This window comes from Lysinibacillus sp. ZYM-1 (assembly GCF_001308875.1).
GTDB lineage: Bacteria > Bacillota > Bacilli > Bacillales_A > Planococcaceae > Lysinibacillus.
In genome coordinates this window covers 97,341-119,379 of record NZ_KQ465118.1, presented here as the reverse complement: position 1 = coordinate 119,379, position 22,039 = coordinate 97,341, and the positions used below count along the sequence as shown (strand labels likewise).

Genomic DNA, 22,039 nt, shown 5'->3' with positions numbered 1-22,039 from the left:
AATAAGGCTTGTGTCTAGTTGATCGACACAAGCCTTGTACTTCATTATTGATAAATTTGACTACCTGTTTTTTTAAACTCCTCTGCTTTTTCCCTCATGCCTTGGTGGATTGCTTCTGTTGTATTTAAATCCTTTTCTTTAGCATAATTACGTATATCCTGTGAAATTCTCATACTACAGAATTTAGGGCCACACATTGAGCAAAAATGCGCCGTTTTGGCACCCTCTGCTGGCAATGTTTCATCGTGATATTCTACTGCACGTTCCGGATCGAGCGATAGGTTAAATTGATCACGCCAGCGGAACTCAAAACGCGCTTTTGACAGGGCGTCATCCCGTTGTTGTGCACCCGGATGTCCTTTCGCCAAATCTGCAGCATGTGCTGCAATTTTATAAGTAATAACCCCTACTCGAACATCCTCACGATTAGGTAAACCTAGATGCTCCTTCGGTGTCACATAGCAGAGCATTGCTGTACCAAACCAACCAATCATTGCCGCCCCAATAGCAGATGTAATATGGTCATAACCCGGAGCAATATCTGTTGTCAATGGGCCTAATGTGTAGAATGGCGCTTCCTTACAAACCTCTAATTGCTTGTCCATATTTTCTTTAATCAGGTGCATCGGAACGTGACCTGGTCCCTCAACCATTACCTGGACATCATGCTTCCATGCAATTTGCGTTAGCTCACCTAGTGTTTCAAGCTCTGCAAATTGCGCTTCATCGTTAGCATCTGCGATTGAACCTGGGCGTAAGCCATCTCCTAATGAAAAGGCTACATCATAAGTTTTCATAATTTCACATATTTCCTCAAAATGAGTATAGAGGAAGTTCTCTTGATGATGGTATAAACACCACTGCGCCATAATCGATCCACCACGGGATACAATGCCCGTCACACGGTTCGCCGTAAGGGGTACATAGCGTAAAAGAACACCTGCGTGAATTGTGAAATAATCAACTCCTTGCTCCGCTTGTTCAATAAGCGTGTCACGGTATACCTCCCACGTTAAATCCTCAGCCACACCATTTACTTTTTCTAATGCCTGATAAATCGGAACCGTTCCAACTGGTACTGCGGCATTTCGAATAATCCATTCTCTCGTTGTATGAATATGCTTACCAGTCGATAGATCCATAATATTATCAGCACCCCAGCGTGTTGCCCATGTCATTTTTTCGACTTCCTCTGCAATCGAGGATGTTACTGCAGAATTTCCAATGTTCGCGTTAATTTTCACATGAAAATTACGTCCTATAATCATTGGCTCTGCCTCAGGATGATTAATATTAGAAGGCATAATAGCTCGTCCTGCTGCAATTTCTGAACGTACAAAATCAGGTTCCATATTTTCCCGTATCGCTACAAACTCCATCTCTGGTGTAATAATTCCCTTTCGAGCATAGTGAAGCTGTGTGACATTTTTGCCCTCTTTTGCACGTAAAGGCTTTCTCACCAATTCAGGAAAGACATTTTCATGGATACGTGGATCATCAGTGCGGCGGAAACCATTGTCCTCAGGTTTAATAGTACGCCCCCCGTATTCCTCAACATCCCCTCGTTCTTGTATCCAGGCACTTTTTAAAGCTGGTAAACCCTTCGTAATATCTACTTGATAGGCAGGGTCTGTATAGGGTCCACTCGTATCATATACCCAAATAGGGGCATTTTCCCCATCCCCAAAGCTACCAGTTGTCGGACTTAATGCAATTTCACGCATAGGTACTAAAATATCTGGTCGTGATCCTTTTACATATACTTTTTTACTTCCTTCAAAGCTGGACATAATCGTAATATTCTTTTCACTAATTGCTGACATGAGCTACTTCTCTCCCTTAAATGTATTTTAAGTAAGGACCGATCTAGCTCACCCCAACAAACAAATAAATAAAGGCCGAATCCAAAATGTTTTTTTGGATCCGGCCATGAATGTAAAGGGTCTATTGATTGCACATAAAAATGCAATAGCTTCTTAACTTTCCCACGCTGGTATGAGCCAGATCAGGTCCAAAGGGTCAAGAAACCTCTTTGCGTTTCCCTCTCAGCCTGACTCATCAGACTCCCCTAGTTAATACTATTCAGTTTGATGCTAGTGTAGCAGATATTGCTAAGAGATGGAAGTTTCTATTTAAATATTTTTAACTTCTATCCAACTAAGTAAACAATACTTCAGCTATATAAATCACAATAGTTACCGTTATACAGCTCACAATGGTTGAAAATAAAACGGTCTGTGCAGCTGTTGCCGATTCCACATCATATTCTAATGCTAGACTAGAGCTATTGCGGGATGTTGGGAAAGCACTAGCTATAAAAAGTGATTGTGCCACAACACCTTCTAAACCAAGCAAAAAAATAATGACTAAAGCAACTGCTGGTCCAATAATTAATCGTGTCAAACAGCTGACGAAGACTGTTTTATTAAACATCGCTTTGATCTCAAGCTGAGACAATTGCGCGCCTAAAGTGATTAATGCTACGGCAATAAAACCATCTGCCACATGGTCTATTGGTATTTTAATAAACTGCGGAATACCAATATCAAAATAATTCAACGCTACACCAATTATTAACGCATGAATAATGGGCATTTTTATAAAATCTTTGATAATCGTCATGCCCGATTTAGTGGAAGAAATTAAATTGTATAAACCATATGTGTAAGTTGTCATGTTTTGAAAGATTACAAGTATAACTTGAATGGCTACCCCTATAGGTTGTGCTACAAAAATCATTTGAGCTACCGGAATGCCATAATTTCCAGAGTTAATGAGTACTACACTATTTTTAAAAACAGCTGCCTCCGTTTTGACTAATCCAAGCCCTTTGGCTAAATAATGACTGAGTAGCATTTGACTGCCGATAAAAAGCACAATAAACAATCCGACTTCTCCCAGGACAGATAGCTTTACACTCGTTTCATATAAATTTATAAAAACAGCAGCTGGCATAAAGCAATATGTAATAAGCTGAGACAATGCTTTTAAGTTAAAGCGAAATTTCTTTTGTAGGATAGCACCTAGTACAAGTAACACTAAAATAGGTGCAACAATTTGAAAGAAAATCATTCCGAGATACATCATTTCGATGTCCCCCTTCCCTACTTATAGTAGTGTTGATATTCCGCTAGGTCAATACCACTTACTTTCACATACTAAACAATTAGCAAAATTCAGCGAGCGTTTTAAAAACAAAGTAGCATTCATCTACTGCCTAATTGATGGGGAGTCATCTTTACCTGACACTTCGCTTTCGGTAAGTAAAAAAAGACTGCCCTAATTAGGCAGCCTTCCCTTTTATGCAAGCTTAAATCGATTAACGACCTCTTGCAGTTCATTTGAAATATCGTTCATGTTTTGCATAGACTCCGCTACTTTTTGTAACTCTGCTTGTTGGTCCATTGCAGAAGCACTTACTTGTTCAGCAGAGGCCGCTGTTTCCTCTGATATAGCTGAAATACTTTGGATCGACATAATTGCTTGATTTTTATGTTCTAACATAGTAGATAGCTGAGCCATTAGTTCATTGATGGAAGTTGCAATTACACGTGACAAGTCACTGTTATCTTTAAAGGCCAGTTGTGTGCTTTGTACAGATTCATTTTGAGTTTGCATTAAATCAGCATTCGATTCAATAACAGCAACTGTTTGCTGAGAATTTTCTAGGATGCTTTCTACAGTACTCTTAATAATTTCTGTTTCACTTTTTGATTGCTCTGCTAGCTTTCTTACTTCCTCAGCAACGACAGCAAAACCTTTTCCATGTTCGCCAGCACGCGCAGCCTCGATACTTGCATTTAAAGCTAAGAGATTCGTTTGCTCTGAAATGCTTTGAATGGAGGCAATGATCTGATTAATATTCGCAATATTAGAGGCTAGCGATTCCATTTGCTGTTGAATACGGCCATTCATCTCGTTTGTCTCTATATTACGTTCGTGTAAACTTTCAACCTCTTGCATCCCTTTTTCTGTTGTCGCACTTGTCTTGTGAGATAGCTTGTCCATTTCATTTGAAAGTCCAGTAATAGTGTCGATTTGATCAGATAAATCCATCATGCGATAGTTCGTTTCTTCTGTATCTTCCGATTGCTTCGATGCTCCCTGTGCAATTTCATTGATGGCTACTGATACTTCTTGACTCGAAGACACTATTTCATTAAATGCTTCATGTACCTGGTTTGAAGATTGGTTCAATAAAGTCGTGGAGTTTAATACGGCTTTAATAGCACTATTGGTTTTATCCAGCATGTTATTATAGGCCAATGCAACTGCTCCGATCTCATCAGGTTTAATATATTTCTCCTCTACCTTTTGCGTTAAATCACCCGCTGCCGCTGTTTCAATAGACGCACGTAAAAACTTGAGCGGTTTTAACTGTTTGTAAATGAATAGTACACTTGCAGCAGTCATCAAAACTACCATAATAATGGATGCGATAATCGTATAGACAAATACATGGTTATACGTCTCTAAAATCTTTGACTCAGCTAACACGATTTGAACAGTCCAAGTTTCGTCAATGTCCTCTAAAATCATTGGAGCAAACACATTATAGGCCTTGTCCTTCAGTTGATTAGAATCGATGTACATACTTGTTAGTTCGCCGTTTTCCATTGTCTTACTTATACTTGTCCAAGCAGGTTCCTCTTGCATGTTTTGTCCATCCAACTCTTTACCGAAACTGTTGGCTGTTAGCACACCACTATTTGTGATAATTGCAGCGTATCCACCTTCTGGTGCAACAGACTTTGTTAGCTCATTTAAATAATCAATGGATACATCCGCTGTCAATACACCGAAAAATTCCCCTGCAGCATTGACTAATGGTACAGAAATTGTTGTCATTAGCACGGACTGACCGTTTACACTATATTCATAGGGTTCAGTTAAAACTGTTCGTCCCTCTTCTTTTGGCACCCAGTACCATTGAGAAAGATTTTTATCGTCTACACCTTCAAGTAGAGTGGTCGTTATTTCATTTCCATTTTTGCTTAGATAAGGACCAAAACGTTTTTTGAAATCTACTAAAGTAGCTTTATCATTTGGATCTACAATAATAGAATCCTGTTCAAAGATAGCTCCTACCCCAAGTAAATCATCATTATTGGCTAAATTACTTTCCATTATGTCTAAAATGCCTTTGGTAGATAGAGCCTTATTCTTTTCCATACTTTCAACTATTCTTTTGGTTGTTTGTAAAGTCGTGTTGGCTTTTTTAAAGCGCTCGCTCATTATAGCTGCTGAAGATTCAGCTGTTTGCAATGTTCCATACTCTGCGTCTTTGACACTTTGTTTTTTTATGATAATCCCCGTTGTCACTGTATAGGATAAAAATAAAACTAGAAATAATCCTATTATTAGGGAAGATAGTTTCAATGCAATTCCTCTCGATTTCTTCATCACAAACACCCCCGCTTTTTATAAATAATCATAAAGGATGAATGGTCGTATCACAATAAAATATTTAGCGAATAAAGTAGATATTTACATAAATATAGAGATAAATGCGGATATATTAACAAATTTTTATTATTCCATTAAAGGGACTTATGACTTATTTAAATTTCATTCTATAGTAAAACATACACTTTGAATTCTAAATTATAGAAGAATATGATATATTAGCTATTAAATAAGATGATTGGAGTGACTTACATGAAAAACAAAGCGCTATCAACATTAATGGCCACGGCTATTACAGCGACACTAGTATTACCTGTGTCCACTGCACATGCCTCTTCTTCTCTAAATCAATCAAATTTATATGAAGCTCAGGTAGCGGCAGTAAAAGTAACAGGTGAATCAGTAACAATAAGAAATATTACAAAGGATACGGTTATAACTTCAAACGGTACATTCAGAATCCACAATGATTTAAAGCCACTTTTTGATAATTCAAATAAAATGGCATTAACAAATGCATTAGCAACGATTGTCGTAAAAAATGGGCAAATTACAGACGTGACATCATTAACATTAAACAAAGCCGGCACGAGCAAAAAGTCGTTATACTTCGACGGAGGTGACGCTCAAATCTCTGGCGACCTTACTGTAAACGCAGATTATGTAAAAATTCAAGATGTTACAGTTGATGGTCAATTGATCATTACAAGCAGAGTGAAGAAAGCCATTACACTTGATGATGTTGCCGTGGGTGATACAATTACGCTAAAACCTCTTATAACAAAGAAAGCAAACTGGCTGTATGTTACGTTAAAAGATATGAAATCATCCAATATCAATTTGGCACGTACGAAAGTGAATGTATCTTCTGACCAAGCGCTTTCAAAAATTGACGTAGTTGGTAAAGTTCTATCTTTTGATGTGATGGCAAATGTGGAAAAACTGACGATAGATGTGGAAGAGGATTTCAACCTTTATGGCGAGGGCAAAATTGAACAAATCGTTGTCAAAGGTGGCTCAAAAGTAGCATTAGATTCGAGCCATCAGGTTGGTAAAGTACAAGTCGACGATAAAAACGTCTCTGTTACCCTACCCGTTATTGATAAAAAAGAGCTGAATACACTACTAGCATCACCACCTTATGTACAAGTTTCAGTAAACGGTTATGAAATTTTAACAACTGACAAATGGACAACTCAGGCTGATCGTAATGTTTTTGAGTCTGTAGTAACAAGCGCAAGAACTGTAGCAAACAACAACAGTGCCTCACAAGAACAAGTGAAGAATGCTATTACACAGTACAAAAATGGGCTAGCAGTCTACCAGGCAGCTCAGAAAAGTGGCACAAAATATGGCTATGGTGATAAAGCATCCCTACAGACATTAATTAATTCTGTTCCATATGTGGCAATTTCTTGGAACGGCTCAGAAGTTTCTTACAATACACCTTGGACAACGCAAGCTGAGAGGAACACAATAGATTCTGCTGTTTCAACTGCTCAAGCAGTCGTTAATAATTATTATGCCACTCAAACTGATATTGCCAACGCCACCAATAATTTAAACAACGCCATTTGGACATATAAAAATGCTTATAAGTATGGTAATAATGGGTATAATATGGATAAAACAAATTTACAAACCCTTATTACATCAGCGTTCAACGGGAAGGTAGAGATTTCCTCTAATGGTGGTTATGATATACCTTCTAACTCGCAATGGACTTCCTTATCAGATTGGCAATACTTAAAATCTTATATTGATCAAGCACAAACAATTGCTAACAATTATTATGCTACTCAAACAGAAGTATCAAATGCTTATGAAAATTTAACTATCGCAATTACCAATTACAACAATATGAAATCTCCTGGTTTAAGACAAAACTAATGGAAAGGACTCTGCATTGTGCAGAGTCCTTCTCTACTTATATTAAATTGTATAATTACCTCGAAAAATTCACTTTCGTTATGGTACTTTCTTGTTTCCATCTTTGATACCAATCCTCAGTTTCCTCACTTGGCTCCACTGCCAAATGCTCCTTGAGCGCTTTTTTTAATAGCCAATATTGCTCCTGGACAGCCACTGTATTATTTAGTAAATCGTAAAGCTTCATCAAGGTGAAATAGTTTTCCTCCTCATCAGCGAACAGTGCTTGAACTTTTCCCTGTACTTTTATAGCCGCAGGATAGTTTTCATTTTTTATATAAAAATCAGTTAGCTGATGGGCATGGTGTAACCATAGCCGCCTTAAGCGTTCTCTCTCACTTTCTGCCCATAGATAATCACAATCTCCTAAATAGTCGCCTGTATACATTTGGAATACTTGTTCATGCTCATCCACTGTCGCAAGTTGTATAGATGGTAATGATTTTAAGTTGGACAGCCACTGTTCTACATCAACAACAGTATTTTCAACCAAAAGTTTATAACCTGAGTTGAGTAAAGGACTCGAAATTTGGACGCCATCCATCCCATAGTTTTTTAATGTTTGGCGTATTGTATAAATGGCTGTATAAAGCTGTTTGGATGCTTTATCTATATCAGACTCTGGCCAAAATAACTCTAAAATGGTATCACGATAAATCATCTCATCACGGTGATTGAGCAAGTAAGCAAATAGCTCCTTTGCTTTGGATGTTCGCCATTTCATAATTTGTGTTTGACCGTCTGGCGAAATAACATTGATTCCTCCAAATAAATTAATAATCGTATGTTTAGCCATACTTTTTTTACGTTTATTATTAATTTGTTCAAGACGTTCTAAGGTCTTTTCTAAACGTGTAATTTGTACTGGCTTCAATAAATAATCAATGGCATGTAAATTAAAGGCATCTATTGCATATTGATCGAACCCTGTTGTAAAAACGATTTCAACATCCGGCAATAATTCCTGAATTTTTTCCCCCAATGCTAACCCATCCATATCAGGCATGACTATATCTAAAAATACAACATTTGGTTGTAGGCTCTGTATCTCTTCTATCACTTTTAGAGAATCGGTGTATTCTCCAACTATTTCAATCTCCGAGACATCACTTTTTTCAAGTAAGGTTTTTAGTCTCGTTAATGGTAAATGTTCATCATCTACTAGCACGATTCTCATCTATACTCCTCCTTAAAAACTATTCCTTTACTTATTATCGTTTACTTTTTAAAAGAATTGATAGAGAGACCATTACTTTTGAAGGATAAATAAGCCTATTTGTCGAAATCTATTATTTATAATGAAAAAGAAAATATTATCCAAAAAACTTACAATTTTTATAATTGTTGGTTTGTTTTTTTGTTTTCTTACACTTCTCCGATTTACTTGGTTGAATTTTACCAATATTTCAGACGAAGTCGCAGCGATACATGGGAAGATTGAGTTAGCATGCTCTAACCGTCTATTCCAGAACTCTATCCGTCACTTTTTGAGTTCTATCCGTCAGATTAGTGACTTTATCCATCACTTTTTTAATTCTATCCGCTTTATCTATCAAGAGAGACTAGGCTCACAAGGAAGCCTAGTCTGCAGCCGTCTTGATTCTCCATTTGCTCTTTCCCACCTTCATTAATTAAGAGTGATTTAAACACCACGCATTTTGGGTGAAGTTTCCTTTCTAAGGACCTTTAAAGCAATGCCAGTCTTCACATCACCTGTTTTTCTCACTATATTTCTATTAACTTTACAAGTCCTGTTGCTTTTATAGGTACCGAAGTTATATGTTCCTCGTTATAAAAATATAACCAATCTACCTATTCAACCAAAAAATGCATAAAAAAAACCTAGGCTATGATAAAATTGATATAACACCAGATCTTGGATATATTTTTGTTTCAAATAATAAAATAGGAGGCATCTCACCGTATGAATAACAAAAAAAAGTTGGCCTTGCTATCTTTAGTGGCAGTCCCTTCGCTTCTTTATAGTGCACCAGCATCTGCAGCTGATATGACTGGACATACAAATATGGCATACATATACAATACTTCTTACTACAGTGCTAACGTGTCGAATGTTGTGCAAATGATTAACAATATAAACAATACAACCGCTACCTTCCAAACAAATTTAGAGGCAGCACTTAAGGCCTACAATGCTTTAACGGAATTAGAAAAACAGTATGTGACGAACTATTCCACATTGTCAGCACATCAACAGACAAGAATCTCTTATCGTAAACTAGCTGCACAAATTGAGGAAAAGTTAAATTCCGTAGAATCTACATCTGTTAATTATTATCAAAATGTTATTGAAACGAGAGATTGGTATAATACCTTAAATGCAGCACAAAAATCTTTTGTTAGTACATCTGCGCAAAAAATATTAACATCCTATATCGCGCCCAATACTACTGTTGATAAAGTGGTTAATAAAATCCGACTAATTAATTCATCACGCCTAACTTTTCATAAAGATGTAGCCGATGCCAGAGCAGAGCTGAATGCCTTGCGCAAATTTTCGAATGTGTCTTTACCCGTGGGTGTTGAACAGCTTCTCCTTGATGCTGAACAACTTGTTTTGACAGATAAGGCTGCTGCCAAGGAAGTTGAAAACGCAATTGCCGCATTATCGCCAAAGACATCCACTGTCCAGGATGTACAGGTAGTCAAAACAGCTTTTGAAGCTTTAACACCTGTACAACAGCAACTCGTGCCAAATGTCTGGACTTTAGTTGATTTTGTACAAGGGAAATATACACTCCCTACAAAAGATAACGTACCTAAAACACCTGTACTATCGGATATAGCGGCTATACCAGGCAAAACTACGGCTATGACAAAAAGCAAAAACACTTATAAAGCCAAAATAAATGTTGCTGGATCAGAGATTGATACGGAACGCTTTATTCTAACAACAAAAGACAAAATGACTATTATCATCCCTCCGCTTTATACATTAGTTAATGAGGATGAAGGTGTAATGGACATTCAAGTAACAAAAAAGGGAAATCGTGTTACACTCCAGGCAACACTAAATAAAGAACCAGTAACATTCGATGCAAATATGGAAGTTATTATCGAAGGTTTATCAGCAAATTCATCCATCTACCGCACAAATGATTTTGGCAAGCGAGTACTCGCCGATTTCATCGTAAGTGGAAATCGTCATATTATCCAAACAACTACTCCTGGGACATTCCAAATCATTAGAAATTAAACTCTTTAAGGCACTAAAGATAGCAACGATTTATGTTGGCTTCTATAGTGCCATCTTTTTAGACCTCTCATCTAATGAGGTGTCTCTAAAATGAATGTGCCCCATAAATGGACAAACAATTATGGGGCACATTCATTTTTATTTTATTGTAGCTAATAGACGTTCAACGATGAAATCTAACTGTTTTGTTAATGAATAAATATCGTTATAGTAACAAAAACCAAAATCAATCTCAATAAGCCTTCCTTCTTTAATAGCTGGAATAGAAGACCAAACTGGATGGTCTGTTAAATCTACCATCCCTTCATAAGATGATCGAAAAACATAATCTCCTGCATACTCCGTTAATACTTCTAGGGATACATCCATCGCCTCCTGGGTATTAGCCTTGTCTTCCATTTTCTGTTGAATAATATCAGGGGCTTTCATTCCTAAATACTCGTATAAAGCTTGCGAACCACGTCCAAAGGTGTAACTAGTCACAACTGACATTTTTCCTTTGCCACCTTCCATAATACTAACCGTTTTATCTAAAATGCCTGCCTCTTTTAACTTTTCTTGACTGTCTTCTACTTTTGCATAGAAATTAGCTAAAAGCTCTTTTGCTTCTTTCTCTTTCCCTAGCACTTCACCAATTTTCGTTAAACGTTCATCTAGTGATGTTGAGAAGTCTATCATGACAGTAGGTGCAATCTTTTGCATTTGATCATAAAGTTCTTCCTTACTTGGGATTATGATGACATCAGGTTTTAATTGAATCACTGCCTCGACATTTGGTTCGAACCATTCACCTAAACTTTCAACTGTTTTTAATTCTTCCTCAAATGCTGCTCCCTCTTGTATTTTGGAGGAGCCCACTGGTGTCACATCAAAAGCTAGGACATCACCTGTATAATACATCACCACTACTCGCTCAGGGTTAACAGGTATTTCAACGTCACCTTTCATAGTGGATACAATTTTTGTTTGTGATTCGCTGGCTGTTTGTGTAGTAGAAGCCTGTTTTTCTCCACCTCCTATATTGGTAGATGCTCCGCTGCTACAAGCGCTTAATAAAAGTGTTAAACATAGAAAGAGTGTTGCAATAGTTGATAATCCTCTTTTATTCATCGATTCATACTTCCTTCCCTTATATTGATAACCATTCTCAATATAATCTTGGAAGTTCCAATCGACAATGGAGTATCTTTCAGACATTGAAGGACTATCTTTTACTAGACGATTCACCTGTTCCATTTGACGAAATTTTGTGGGTGAAACGCCTACTCTCTTTTTGAATAGTCTACTAAAATAATAGACATCGCTATAGCCGACACCCATTGCGATATCGCGTAAGCTAGCGTTTGTCTGCTCAAGCAAAACAGAAGCCTTTTCAATACGCAGCTGAATTAAATACTCAATCGGACTACAACCTATTTGTTGCTTGAATTGAATGGATAAATGAGATGGACTATAACGTAATGCCTTTGCAATTGATTCTAAAGTTAATGGCTGTGCATAGTTTTTTTCTATATAGGCTTTAATTTGACTAGAAACATTCGACTTTTGAATGTCGACACTGTCCTGATCTAACTGCATGAAAATCTCATTTAATAATTGATAAAATAACGATTTAATGGTGAATTTGCCGAGATTATTTGCATTCTCCCATTCTATATACATATAATGTATTTTTTCAAACATGGTAATTGGTGAGTTAGGTACAAGACTATATTGATAGTTGAAAGGATTATTGCTTTGTATGACTCTTGCTATCAGTTTATTTGAGGTTAAGGGGATCGAAGCCCGATAAAATATCATATAGTATTCAAACCCTTTGTCGGTTGCAACAATTTGCAGAGTGGAGCCCTTTCCACCGTGAATGAGATGAAAGCCCTCTAGTGTATAGTTTGTTAAATCGATTTTGACTTCCGCACCACCACCTGTGGTATAAAGAAACATATTAGCAGGTAATTTATATAATTTTCCAATTTCCTCGGGTTTGATAAGCTCATATCGTATATCGAGTACTTTAATCGCTGCATGATTCCAAAGAAATAGAAACTCCTCTTTTGGTAGCATCCTAATTCATTCCTTCCAACTTATTACTACCTCCAAGTTTATTATAATTGATAATCATTCTCAATATTATTTTTCTAACAACAATAGCGAAGCATGGAAAAATCACTCAAGCAAAGCTTGAGTGATTTTATTCAACGCCTTTATTTTTCTTTAGCATGCTGTACTAACATTTCTGTCACTTCTTCAATTTGACCAAGAATTGAAATAGGATCAGAAAACCAGAAACTCCATCCATCGATTTCAAAGATTTGATCATTTTGTACAGCATCGAGTGTTTTCCAAACGGGTTCGTTTTTATAATCATATGTTTCTGTCGCTTTATCCACTGCCATAAAAATATAATCACCCACATATTCTGTAAGTAACTCAGGGGATAATTGAAGCCAAGGCTTTTCAGGATCAATCTCCTCTAATACTTTTGTGGGTGGCGTCATGCCAAGCCCATCATAAAATGATCGCCCTGTATAGCCATTACCGTATAATGTTATGTCATCTTTTGCTCCACCCGCAAAAATCGTAACTGTTTTATCCTTACCAATAATATCTTGAACAGTTTGTCTGGCTTTTGCTACTCGTTGATTGTAGTCATCTAACCAAGTTTTTACCTCATCCTCTTTATCTAAAATTCTACTAAATTTCTCCAATGTTGCACCCATTTCTAAAGTAAAGGGTATTAAGACAGTTGGAGCTATTTTAACAAAGGCTTCATATTTCTTTTCGTCACCAGTAATAATAAGATCCGGTTTCAAATCAACTACTGCTTCAAGGGAGTCTTCAAAATATGTAATTCCTTCGTTATGCTCTTTCAAGTAAGGGCTTTTCATATAAAGCTCCTGTGTACCTACTGGTTTTATGCCCAAGGTCAATAAAAAACCAGGGTAATGATCGGTTACGATACGTTTAGGATCAACTGGAATTTCTACATCCCCATTCACAGTTGAGACGATTTTCGTTGTTGCCTGCACTTCCGTTGACTGATTAGCTGATGCTTTTGTCTCCCCACTATTGGAAGTATTAATGGCATTACCAGAACATGCACTGAGCAATAAAGTGAAACATAGCAATAACGTCGCCATCATAGAGGACTTTGTTTTTTTATTCATCGGTAAATCTCCTTTTTGCTTATAATGATAATGATTATCATTATCATTATAATGTCGTATCCACTTTTTATCATTAGACAAAGAAAGCCGATACATAGGACGATACGATTTTTTCTGTCCCCGCTGTTGCTTGAATTGCATTGGGGTTTGCCCACTATATTTTTTAAAGATACGAATAAAATAAGAGACATCTTCATAGCCCACACTCGACGCAATCTCTTGCAAACTCGAAGTTGTATGTATTAATAAATGCTGTGCTTTTTGTATTCTTATCTGGATAAGATAATCGATAATGCTTCTACCCGTCTTTTGTTTAAATTGCTTCGCGATATGAGGCACACTATAATTCAACACTTTGGCAAGGGATTCTCGTGTAATCTGTTGACTATAGTATTCTTCTATATAATTTTGAATTTGCTCCACAAGATCTGGCTGCTGAACAATGACCTGCTGTTGGTGTAATTGCTGCAAAAACTCATAAACAGATTGATAAAAGAGTGATTTGACATAAAAATGGGCTAGATTACCCTGTTTGAGCCACTCTCGGTGCATAGTTTCGATTTTTTCCTGTAATGTAAGTACATTCGAAACTTGAAAAACATATTGAAGCTGAAAAGGTTTTTCACGTTCCCACAACGCTAGTAAACTTTTTCTATGAGGAAGAGGTAACGTCGCTTTGTAGAGAATTAAATAGTACTCCAAACTATCTTCTACAGCACTAATCTGTAGGTAGCTCCCTTTACCAACATGCATTATATAAAAACTTTCTATTTTATAGGCTTTACTATCCAACAATAAATCAGCTTTCCCTTTTATTGCGTATAGAAAACAGCTTGTTGGTACACGATAGGAGCTAAGCTGTTCATCATTTTGCATCCTTGTATAACGGATATCAAACACTTGAATGGAAGCTGCTTTCCACAGAAGAATATGATCATCTATGTTCACTGTTTATTTTCCCCTTTCTAGTAAAATCATAGAATGGTTCCTCTTGTGAATATTATAAATGATAAACATTCTCAATGACATCTTAAATTGTCACAATAAAAAGGAAGCACCTTCGTTTCTTAAGGTACTTCCTTTGCCTTTGAGCTAAGTGATTCACTCCACTCGCGTATTATTTTTTATTCGTTAGCCAGTTTGTTAACTCCTCAACCTGCGCCAACACCGCTGTTGGATCATAATACCAAGAGCGTTCCTCTGGCCAAACATAAAGATGATCATTTTTTACAGCTGGCAAGCTCCCCCATATGGGGTCATTCTTAAAATCTTCAACCGTTCGATCATTTGAAGTCAGAATAATGTAGTCCCCTGCATAATCTGACAGTACCTCTTCTGAAATTTCAGCCCACTGCTTTTCCATAATTTCATCTGCAACATTAGCAGGTGGCTTTCGACCAAGTGACTGATAAATTGGCTGCCCTCCACGTCCAAAGTTGTCTCCATAAACATAGATAGATTTACCTGCATCTTCAATAATTGAAAAACTCGCATCCTCCGGAATAATTGCATCTACTTGTGCCTTTGCATCAGCAATCTTCTGATCATATTGGGAGAGCCAATCCTTTGCTTCTTGCTCTTTTCCCAGTAACTCACCGAAATATGTAAGCTCCTCATGTGCATTCTTCAAATTCCCATAAGGGACGACAACTGTTGGAGCAATTTTACTTAAAGCATCATAATTTTCTCCATTGCCAGAAATAATCAAATCAGGTTTAAGTGCTAAAATCCTCTCAGTCGATGGTTTCCCATATGCACCGATATCTTCAGCATCTTTTAATGCTTCCTTTAAATAATAGTTTTCCAGAGCCAACCCAGGGGCTCCTACAGGTTTCACATCTAATACTAGTAAACTTGCGATATATTCCTCTGCTACAATACGCTTCGGATTAGTCGGAATAACAACCTCACCATTTGTCGTCTGAACAGTTTTTGTCTCCGCTTCATTTGTATCCTGCTCTTCAGTTGGGTTAGCTGTCTTTTCCTTTTCTCCACAAGCCGTTAACATAAGCAGTAATAGCAAAAACAGTGGTACTATAAATTTTCTATTTTGTTTAAGCAATTTTTTCCCTCCACACACTTTAATTGATAACCATTCTCAATAATTGTAGAAGAATGCTAAATTACTGTCTATGCATGAAAGTGATTTATTGCCCTGTAATTTTATGATGTCAGTACTTCCATCAATTTTTGCAATTGAGCTGCTGTAGATAAAGGATCATATCCATAAAATAATTCATACTCATTAATAAAATACACTTGCTTCTTTTGCACAGCCGCTAGTGACTGCCATTTTTCTGAGTGTAATACTGTTAAGAGACACTCTTTTCCGAAATCTTTTGTAGGAAGAGCCGTTACAAATATATAATCCGCTGGAAAGTGAACGATTTCTTCAATATCTACTGTTAAATATCCTGTTTGCTCTATATTTTGTGTGACAATCTCATCTGGTCGACTAAACCCTAAATCTTCGTATAATATATGACTGCCCCTACCATGACTACTATTTAGACAATAAGCTGCATGACTACCTATTTCCCAAACAATAGCAGTACCCCTTGCCCCAAGTTGTCGATCAAGAACCTTGTTGCATTGAACTACTCGGTCATCATATTGTTGAAGCCAATTATTATACACTTCTCGTCTATCTACTAAATTGGCAATAAGTCCAAATTGCTCTCGCCAACTTAACTGTCTACACGGCAGCTCGAATACAGGGGCTAATGACACTAAAGATTGTTTACCCTCTTCACCACTATAGTTAATAATCACATCTGGACAAGCGGCTATTAGTTCCTGATAATTTGAGGCAATATCATACTCATAGCCCTTCAGTTTCTGCGAGGAAGGAACGGGTTTGATATTCTCTAAAAATGGAGAATACACCCCCAACACTGGCGTAATACCCAGAGCCAGTACACATGCAGTATGATTTGTATTCAGCACAATGACACGTTTCGATTTCTGATAATAAACTGTTGGTGATACACCCACTAATTCTTTAAATTTCCGACTTAAATAAGTCCCCTCATTGTAACCAACATCCTGGGCAAGCTCATCTAATTTCGGCATTGCAAACAATAGCTTTTTCTGTGATTCCCGAATTCTTAGCAATGTTAAATATTCACTATATGTATAGCCCGTATGCTTATGGAATGTTCGCGAAAAATGCTCTGGACTTACTTGTGCTTTTTCAGCCATCTGCCCTCTTGTTAAGTCTTCACGGAAGTTTTGATTAATATATTGAAGGACCTTGTCAATCCATTGTCCCTCTTGTTGTTGTTTATTATCGTGTAAATGGCTATACAGCACTTCTAGCATTTCACCAAATAATTTTTGTAAACGAAACGGATTGTTGCCTTCATCGTTCCCTTCCTTTTCTACTTCTTTAGCTAAATTCATAAGTCGATAGGGGCAATGCTCAATTAAGATAGCATCTTGTAATAAAGGATCCGTTTTGCGGCCATATACGCGATATTGAATGACGATTCCTCTACTTTCGCATGCTTTAAGTAGCTGAAAATCGTCTGTATCATTGAATAGCATTACAGAATTTGAACTAAGCTGAATTTCTCTACCCTGTAGCGTACACTCTATATATCCCTCATATATAATGACAATGGAGGGGTGTGTGAATTGTGTTTGTGTGCCACTTAATATTTCCTTTAATTTCACTATTTGAATAGGCTGATAAAAAATATGGGACAGTAACTGATTGTCTTTGTACATTTTAATTCTATCTCCTAAACACCAAATTGATATTGATTATCATTTTCATTATAATGAATTAGAATGATAGAAATCAATTAAATTAGGAGGCTTATAGCTTTGACAAAACTTTTAAAAAAGAATGTCTTCTTAACTGGCATTTTAATTATTTCCATCCTATTAGCTGCATGTGGAAATCAACCATCTTCTTCCTCAGCAAATAAAACAAAGGAAGATAGCTCCAATCGAGTTTTAATAGATTCAACAGATCATAAAGTAACCATTCCTGAAAATCCTCAACGCATCATCGCACCCTATTTGGAAGATCATCTTATAGCATTAGGTATTAAGCCTGTTGCACAATGGTCCGTAAAGGGTGGGACATCTATCCAAGACTATCTTCAGGATTCTTTAAAAGATATTCCAACGATTGAATTCGATCTTCCCTATGAAGCTGTTACAAGCTTTAATCCGGATTTAATTGTAATCGGTTCTCCTGAAATTGCTGAAGGTGAAAAATATGAGCAATATAGCAAAATTGCACCTACTTATGTAATGGGCGTGGAGGATAATAATTGGCGCAATAAACTATTAAAAATAGGCGAAATTTTTGGTCAAACAGATAAGGCAAAGAAAGTCCTAGCAGATTATGATCAATATGCAAAAGATGCAAAAAAAGAAATTCACAACAAAATCGGAAATCCCTCGGCCACTGTAATCTGGAATATCAAAAATTCAATCTATATGGTAAGTGATACAGCTTCTAGCGGTGTTGTTCTTTATGAAGATCTTGGTTTACAAACACCAAACCTTGTAAAAGAAGTCTCAGCGTCTGCTGCTGGTGATTGGTCACAAGTTTCTTTAGAAAAATTCGTACAAATAGATGCTGACTATCTTTTTGTTATTAACAGTGATAGTGCAGGTAGCTCTGAATTGCTAAGCGATCCACTTCTAGCTAATATACCTGCCATTAAAAATGGTCACGTTTATGAATTCGAACCAAGTTCAAGCTGGTTATATTCAGGAGCTATTGCCAATCGCCAAATCATTCAAAATGTCCTAGATAGCATAGCGAAATAAAAAAAAGCCCTTCAGCGTCATCCTAAAGCTGAAGGGTTTTATCATGATCTATATCTTATAAAGTCTCGAGGAGTCAGCCCATACTTCGCTTTAAAAACTTCAGCAAAATGACTTGGATTAGAATAGCCAACAGCATTCGCCACTTCCATCACATTCATGGTTCCGTTTTGTAATAAATAAAAGGCCTTTTCTAAACGCTTTTCGCGTAAATAGCCAAATACTGTTGTACCATACATTTCTTTAAAACCCTTTTTCAATTTAAAATCATTTAAACCAACTAAACGAGATAGCTCCATTAATGAAGGGGGAGTCATCATATTTTCTATCATGATGGCTTGTGCCTGAACTAGTTTGGCTCTATCACCCTGTGAGAATTCCACCGGGTTTGTTGGAGGAGGGAAAAAGGTCTGGAATGTTCTTTTTAAAAGCTGTAAAGTCATACTTTCTAACTCCAAATTAGTCATCCGATTAGTTGCTATAGCTTCTAGCAATTGTTTCACCATACCCATATCTAGTGGATTTATTTCCTCTTGAAACAAGCGATAACAAGATCCATGAAGAACTGTTGAAAAATTAATAGAAGCACCATTATTTCCATTGATTTTTTCCATGTAATGATTAAAAGTTGATACAGGGATTCCAATACCGACCATATGGTAAGACTCCTCTTTTTTGAATAAAAAACTTGCCTCCACTTGCTCGATTAATTGTAATGTACATGTCCCTGCTTTTACTTCATACTGCCTATTGGCAATATGAACTTCTCGTGTTCCTTGCAAACAAAATCCAATTTCCACCATTGGCTCCACCGTTGAGATATTCATTTGATGTTCTTGATGGAATGAATAATCCGATACAATCACCTCTAAACCAGTCCGGGGCATCAAACGATGTATTGCCCCTTCTTTTATTGCCGATTGGAAAGTCATAGGTTGTTTTGACTTTTCCTGTGGTTTTAGTATTCCTAGTGTAAGAAAAAATCGAGTGAAATTTTGATGAAAATCCCCATTCATAGCATTCACCATCTTTCAGTACTTCGTTGAGAATGATTATCAACAATTAACCAAAGTATAGCAAAGACACCTTTTTTCCGCTATGAAAATTAGAATTTTTCTGTTGAATCTGTAGTCAGTGGAAATACTAGCAAAATACATAAAAAAAATATGGTCGCTCCAAACCAATAAGCAACTGGAAATCCACCAAAATACTCAATCAACCAGCCAGCAAGACCTGGCCCCATCATTTGACCAGCTGCATAGAAGATGGAAATAAAGCCAATAGCCGATGCAACATATTGTGAGGACACTTGCTGACTAGCCTTCATCTGAATCAATATTAGAACACCACCGAGGGAAGAGCCCCAAATAATAGAAGAGAGAATAAACCCTCCAATGTTTTCTAACATAATTGGCACCAAATCACCGGCAACCGATAGTAATAGTGCCGATGTTAATGCCTTTCTAACACCAATTTTATCTGCTAACATTCCCCAAAACGGTGCACCCCCTATCGATACAATCCCCGCAATGGCATAAACAGATCCTGCTAGCTCATTGGATAGGCCAAGACTTTTCATATAGCTTGTCTGGTATAGATTAGGGATAAGATAGACTAGACCCACGGCAAAATACATACCTGCAATGATATACAACTGCTTACTACGCCATGAAGTTGTTTTTTCTTGTACGGTATCCTTTTCAGCAGACCTTGGTTGCTTTATCGCCCAAAACGCTAACAACACGACAAGCTGTGTCAATACCGCAAAAGTTAGCCAAGCGCCCCGCCAACCTAACGTAGGAAAATACTGCAGCAAAAGTGGTACCAGTAAACCTGATAATAGCATTCCAATCCCTGCTCCACTCATTAGTAGCCCCATTACCAAACCTCGTTTCTTAGGATACAAGCTAATGGCTATAGATAGTAATGGCGTATACACAAGTGCACTTCCAGCCCCTGCGTAGAACAGCGTGATAGCAGCCCACCAGAAGTTTGTGGCGAATACTAGACCCACTAACCCTAAAACGACAGCGCCTCCTCCCACTAACAGAACACTTTTTGCACCAATGCGCATTGTGAGTCCTCCTGAAAGCCCCACTGTCAATAAATAACCTAAAAATAGCATCGTACCTAGGTAACCAGATTGTGCAGTTGTTAAACCCAACCCTTCCTGCATAAACGGCAAAATAATTCCATATGCCATACGAGCAAAACCAGTAGTTGTAACAATTAATAGCATACCGGTTAGGACAAATACCCAAAATTTTTTCATCTCTAAACCCCTTTCATTGTTGAATCTTAGCTCAATGAAAGGTCAATCCTCTACCGATTAAAGGATGATAATACGGTCAAACGGATTTTATTTTCTGTAATAAAAACATCCTCAATCAGATTTTTGGATAAACCTCAATGACATATATTTAGTTTGTCCATTGTTCTAAGATAAGGTTTAATTTATGCTAACGTATGATAATGATTATCAATTACGGAGGAAAAGATATGAAAAAATTAAATCGATATATGCTCATTTGTAGCCTCTTACTACTGGTTGGAATCCTATTGGCTGCTTGTGGTTCTAACAATGAAGAGACTAATCAAAAAGAGACAGCAACAGCAGAACCAACAACACGTATTTATAAGGATTATTTAGGTCATGAGGTAGAAATCCCTGTAAATCCTGAGAGAGTGGTTTATCATGGCGAAGGATACGGGGATGTGCTTGCCTTAAATATCAAAACAGTTGGTGCGGGATTCTCCTGGATTACTGATTATGCTTGGGAAGATCGTGTAAAAGATGTGGAGGACGTTGGTTTTCCGATTAATGTAGAACAAACATTGTCATTAAAGCCAGACCTTATTATTATTGGTACTTCTGATGATAAAACATATTCACAGCTTTCTAAAATTGCTCCAACTATAGTGTTTGATACGTTCGCACCTTTGAACCAACGTTTAACGGAACTGGGCAATATACTTAATAAAAAAGAAGAAGCAGCTCAATGGATAGCTGATTATACAGAAAAAGCGGATAAAATGTGGGAGTCGCTTGTGGCTGATGGAACTGTTAAACCAGATGAAACTGCATCGGTTTTAACATACTATCCAGGAGATCGATTATTTGTAATGGCACGTGCAGGGCTTTCTCAAGTTTTATACGATTCAAATGTTCTTAAGCCTGGTGATAAGATTCAAAAAATACTTGATGATGGCACAGGCTTTGCCGAAATTTCCACAGAGCTTCTTCCTGAATATGCTGGAGATCGAATTTTCATCCTAACGCCAGTAACTGATGAAGCGAAACAATCGACAAAAGAAATGATTGAAAGTCCGATTTGGAAAAACCTACCTGCCGTTAAAAACGGGCATGTATATACGATTGATATTCAAAAAAGTGATAGCGATGCCTCAAGTAGAGAATGGCTGTTAACAGAATTACCTAACATGTTAAAAAAATAGATAGCAAGAGACATTTCATCTTTGTTGAAATGTCTCTTTACTTTTTATACAATACAGTTAATTGATAATCATTTTCATTTAG

General features: G+C 37.1%; 14 protein-coding genes and 1 riboswitch. Of the genes, 4 read left to right on the top strand and 10 right to left on the bottom strand.

Annotation, left to right across the window (positions count from 1 at the left end; genetic code table 11):
• Positions 1-44 precede the first annotated feature (44 nt).
• The 3 genes from thiC to AO843_RS12285 form a co-directional block, all read right to left on the bottom strand.
• Positions 45-1,823, bottom strand: a complete 1,779-nt coding sequence (thiC, locus tag AO843_RS12295; RefSeq protein WP_054611391.1) for a phosphomethylpyrimidine synthase ThiC — start codon at positions 1,821-1,823, stop codon at positions 45-47.
• A 142-nt stretch (positions 1,824-1,965) separates the two neighbouring features.
• Positions 1,966-2,080: riboswitch (TPP riboswitch) on the bottom strand.
• 77 nt (positions 2,081-2,157) lie between these two features.
• Positions 2,158-3,087 (bottom strand): AEC family transporter, encoded by a 930-nt coding sequence (locus AO843_RS12290; RefSeq protein WP_054611390.1) that lies wholly within the window; start codon positions 3,085-3,087, stop codon positions 2,158-2,160.
• A gap of 213 nt (positions 3,088-3,300) precedes the next feature.
• Positions 3,301-5,403, bottom strand: coding sequence for a methyl-accepting chemotaxis protein (locus AO843_RS12285; RefSeq protein ID WP_054611389.1), 2,103 nt, complete (start codon positions 5,401-5,403; stop codon positions 3,301-3,303).
• 255 nt (positions 5,404-5,658) lie between these two features.
• On the opposite strand from AO843_RS12285, the gene AO843_RS12280 reads away from it, so the two are divergent.
• Positions 5,659-7,296, top strand: a complete 1,638-nt coding sequence (locus AO843_RS12280; protein WP_054611388.1) for a hypothetical protein — start codon at positions 5,659-5,661, stop codon at positions 7,294-7,296.
• A 55-nt stretch (positions 7,297-7,351) separates the two neighbouring features.
• Here AO843_RS12280 and AO843_RS12275 read toward each other — a convergent pair whose 3' ends face one another.
• On the bottom strand, positions 7,352-8,512 hold the full coding sequence (locus AO843_RS12275; RefSeq protein ID WP_054611387.1) for a response regulator: 1,161 nt from the start codon (positions 8,510-8,512) through the stop codon (positions 7,352-7,354).
• A 747-nt stretch (positions 8,513-9,259) separates the two neighbouring features.
• On the opposite strand from AO843_RS12275, the gene AO843_RS12270 reads away from it, so the two are divergent.
• Entirely contained in the window at positions 9,260-10,552 is a 1,293-nt protein-coding gene (locus AO843_RS12270; protein WP_054611386.1) for a hypothetical protein, read from the top strand.
• Positions 10,553-10,690: 138 nt separating this feature from the next.
• On the opposite strand, the gene AO843_RS12265 is transcribed toward AO843_RS12270, so the two are convergent.
• From AO843_RS12265 to AO843_RS12250, 4 genes are all read right to left on the bottom strand, one after another.
• The gene (locus tag AO843_RS12265) at positions 10,691-12,613 is read right to left on the bottom strand and encodes an ABC transporter substrate-binding protein (protein WP_054611385.1); all 1,923 of its coding nucleotides are present in this window, start codon (positions 12,611-12,613) and stop codon (positions 10,691-10,693) included.
• A 140-nt stretch (positions 12,614-12,753) separates the two neighbouring features.
• On the bottom strand, positions 12,754-14,664 hold the full coding sequence (locus tag AO843_RS12260) for an AraC family transcriptional regulator (RefSeq protein WP_054611384.1): 1,911 nt from the start codon (positions 14,662-14,664) through the stop codon (positions 12,754-12,756).
• 169 nt (positions 14,665-14,833) lie between these two features.
• Positions 14,834-15,778, bottom strand: a complete 945-nt coding sequence (locus tag AO843_RS12255) for an ABC transporter substrate-binding protein (protein WP_054611383.1) — start codon at positions 15,776-15,778, stop codon at positions 14,834-14,836.
• 101 nt (positions 15,779-15,879) lie between these two features.
• Entirely contained in the window at positions 15,880-17,445 is a 1,566-nt protein-coding gene (locus tag AO843_RS12250) for an AraC family transcriptional regulator (RefSeq protein WP_054611382.1), read from the bottom strand.
• 99 nt (positions 17,446-17,544) lie between these two features.
• Between AO843_RS12250 and AO843_RS12245 the strand changes: the two genes are divergently transcribed.
• Entirely contained in the window at positions 17,545-18,504 is a 960-nt protein-coding gene (locus tag AO843_RS12245) for an ABC transporter substrate-binding protein (RefSeq protein ID WP_054611381.1), read from the top strand.
• Positions 18,505-18,545: 41 nt separating this feature from the next.
• Here AO843_RS12245 and AO843_RS12240 read toward each other — a convergent pair whose 3' ends face one another.
• Together AO843_RS12240 and AO843_RS12235 are read right to left on the bottom strand one after the other, a co-directional pair.
• On the bottom strand, positions 18,546-19,517 hold the full coding sequence (locus AO843_RS12240) for a helix-turn-helix transcriptional regulator (protein WP_054611380.1): 972 nt from the start codon (positions 19,515-19,517) through the stop codon (positions 18,546-18,548).
• Between the two features lie 89 nt (positions 19,518-19,606).
• On the bottom strand, positions 19,607-20,773 hold the full coding sequence (locus tag AO843_RS12235) for an MFS transporter (RefSeq protein ID WP_054611379.1): 1,167 nt from the start codon (positions 20,771-20,773) through the stop codon (positions 19,607-19,609).
• Positions 20,774-21,000: 227 nt separating this feature from the next.
• Here AO843_RS12235 and AO843_RS12230 point away from each other — a divergent pair, with 227 nt between their 5' ends.
• Positions 21,001-21,957: an ABC transporter substrate-binding protein gene (locus AO843_RS12230; protein ID WP_054611378.1), complete on the top strand. Its 957-nt coding sequence runs from the start codon at positions 21,001-21,003 to the stop codon at positions 21,955-21,957.
• Positions 21,958-22,039: the final 82 nt, after the last annotated feature.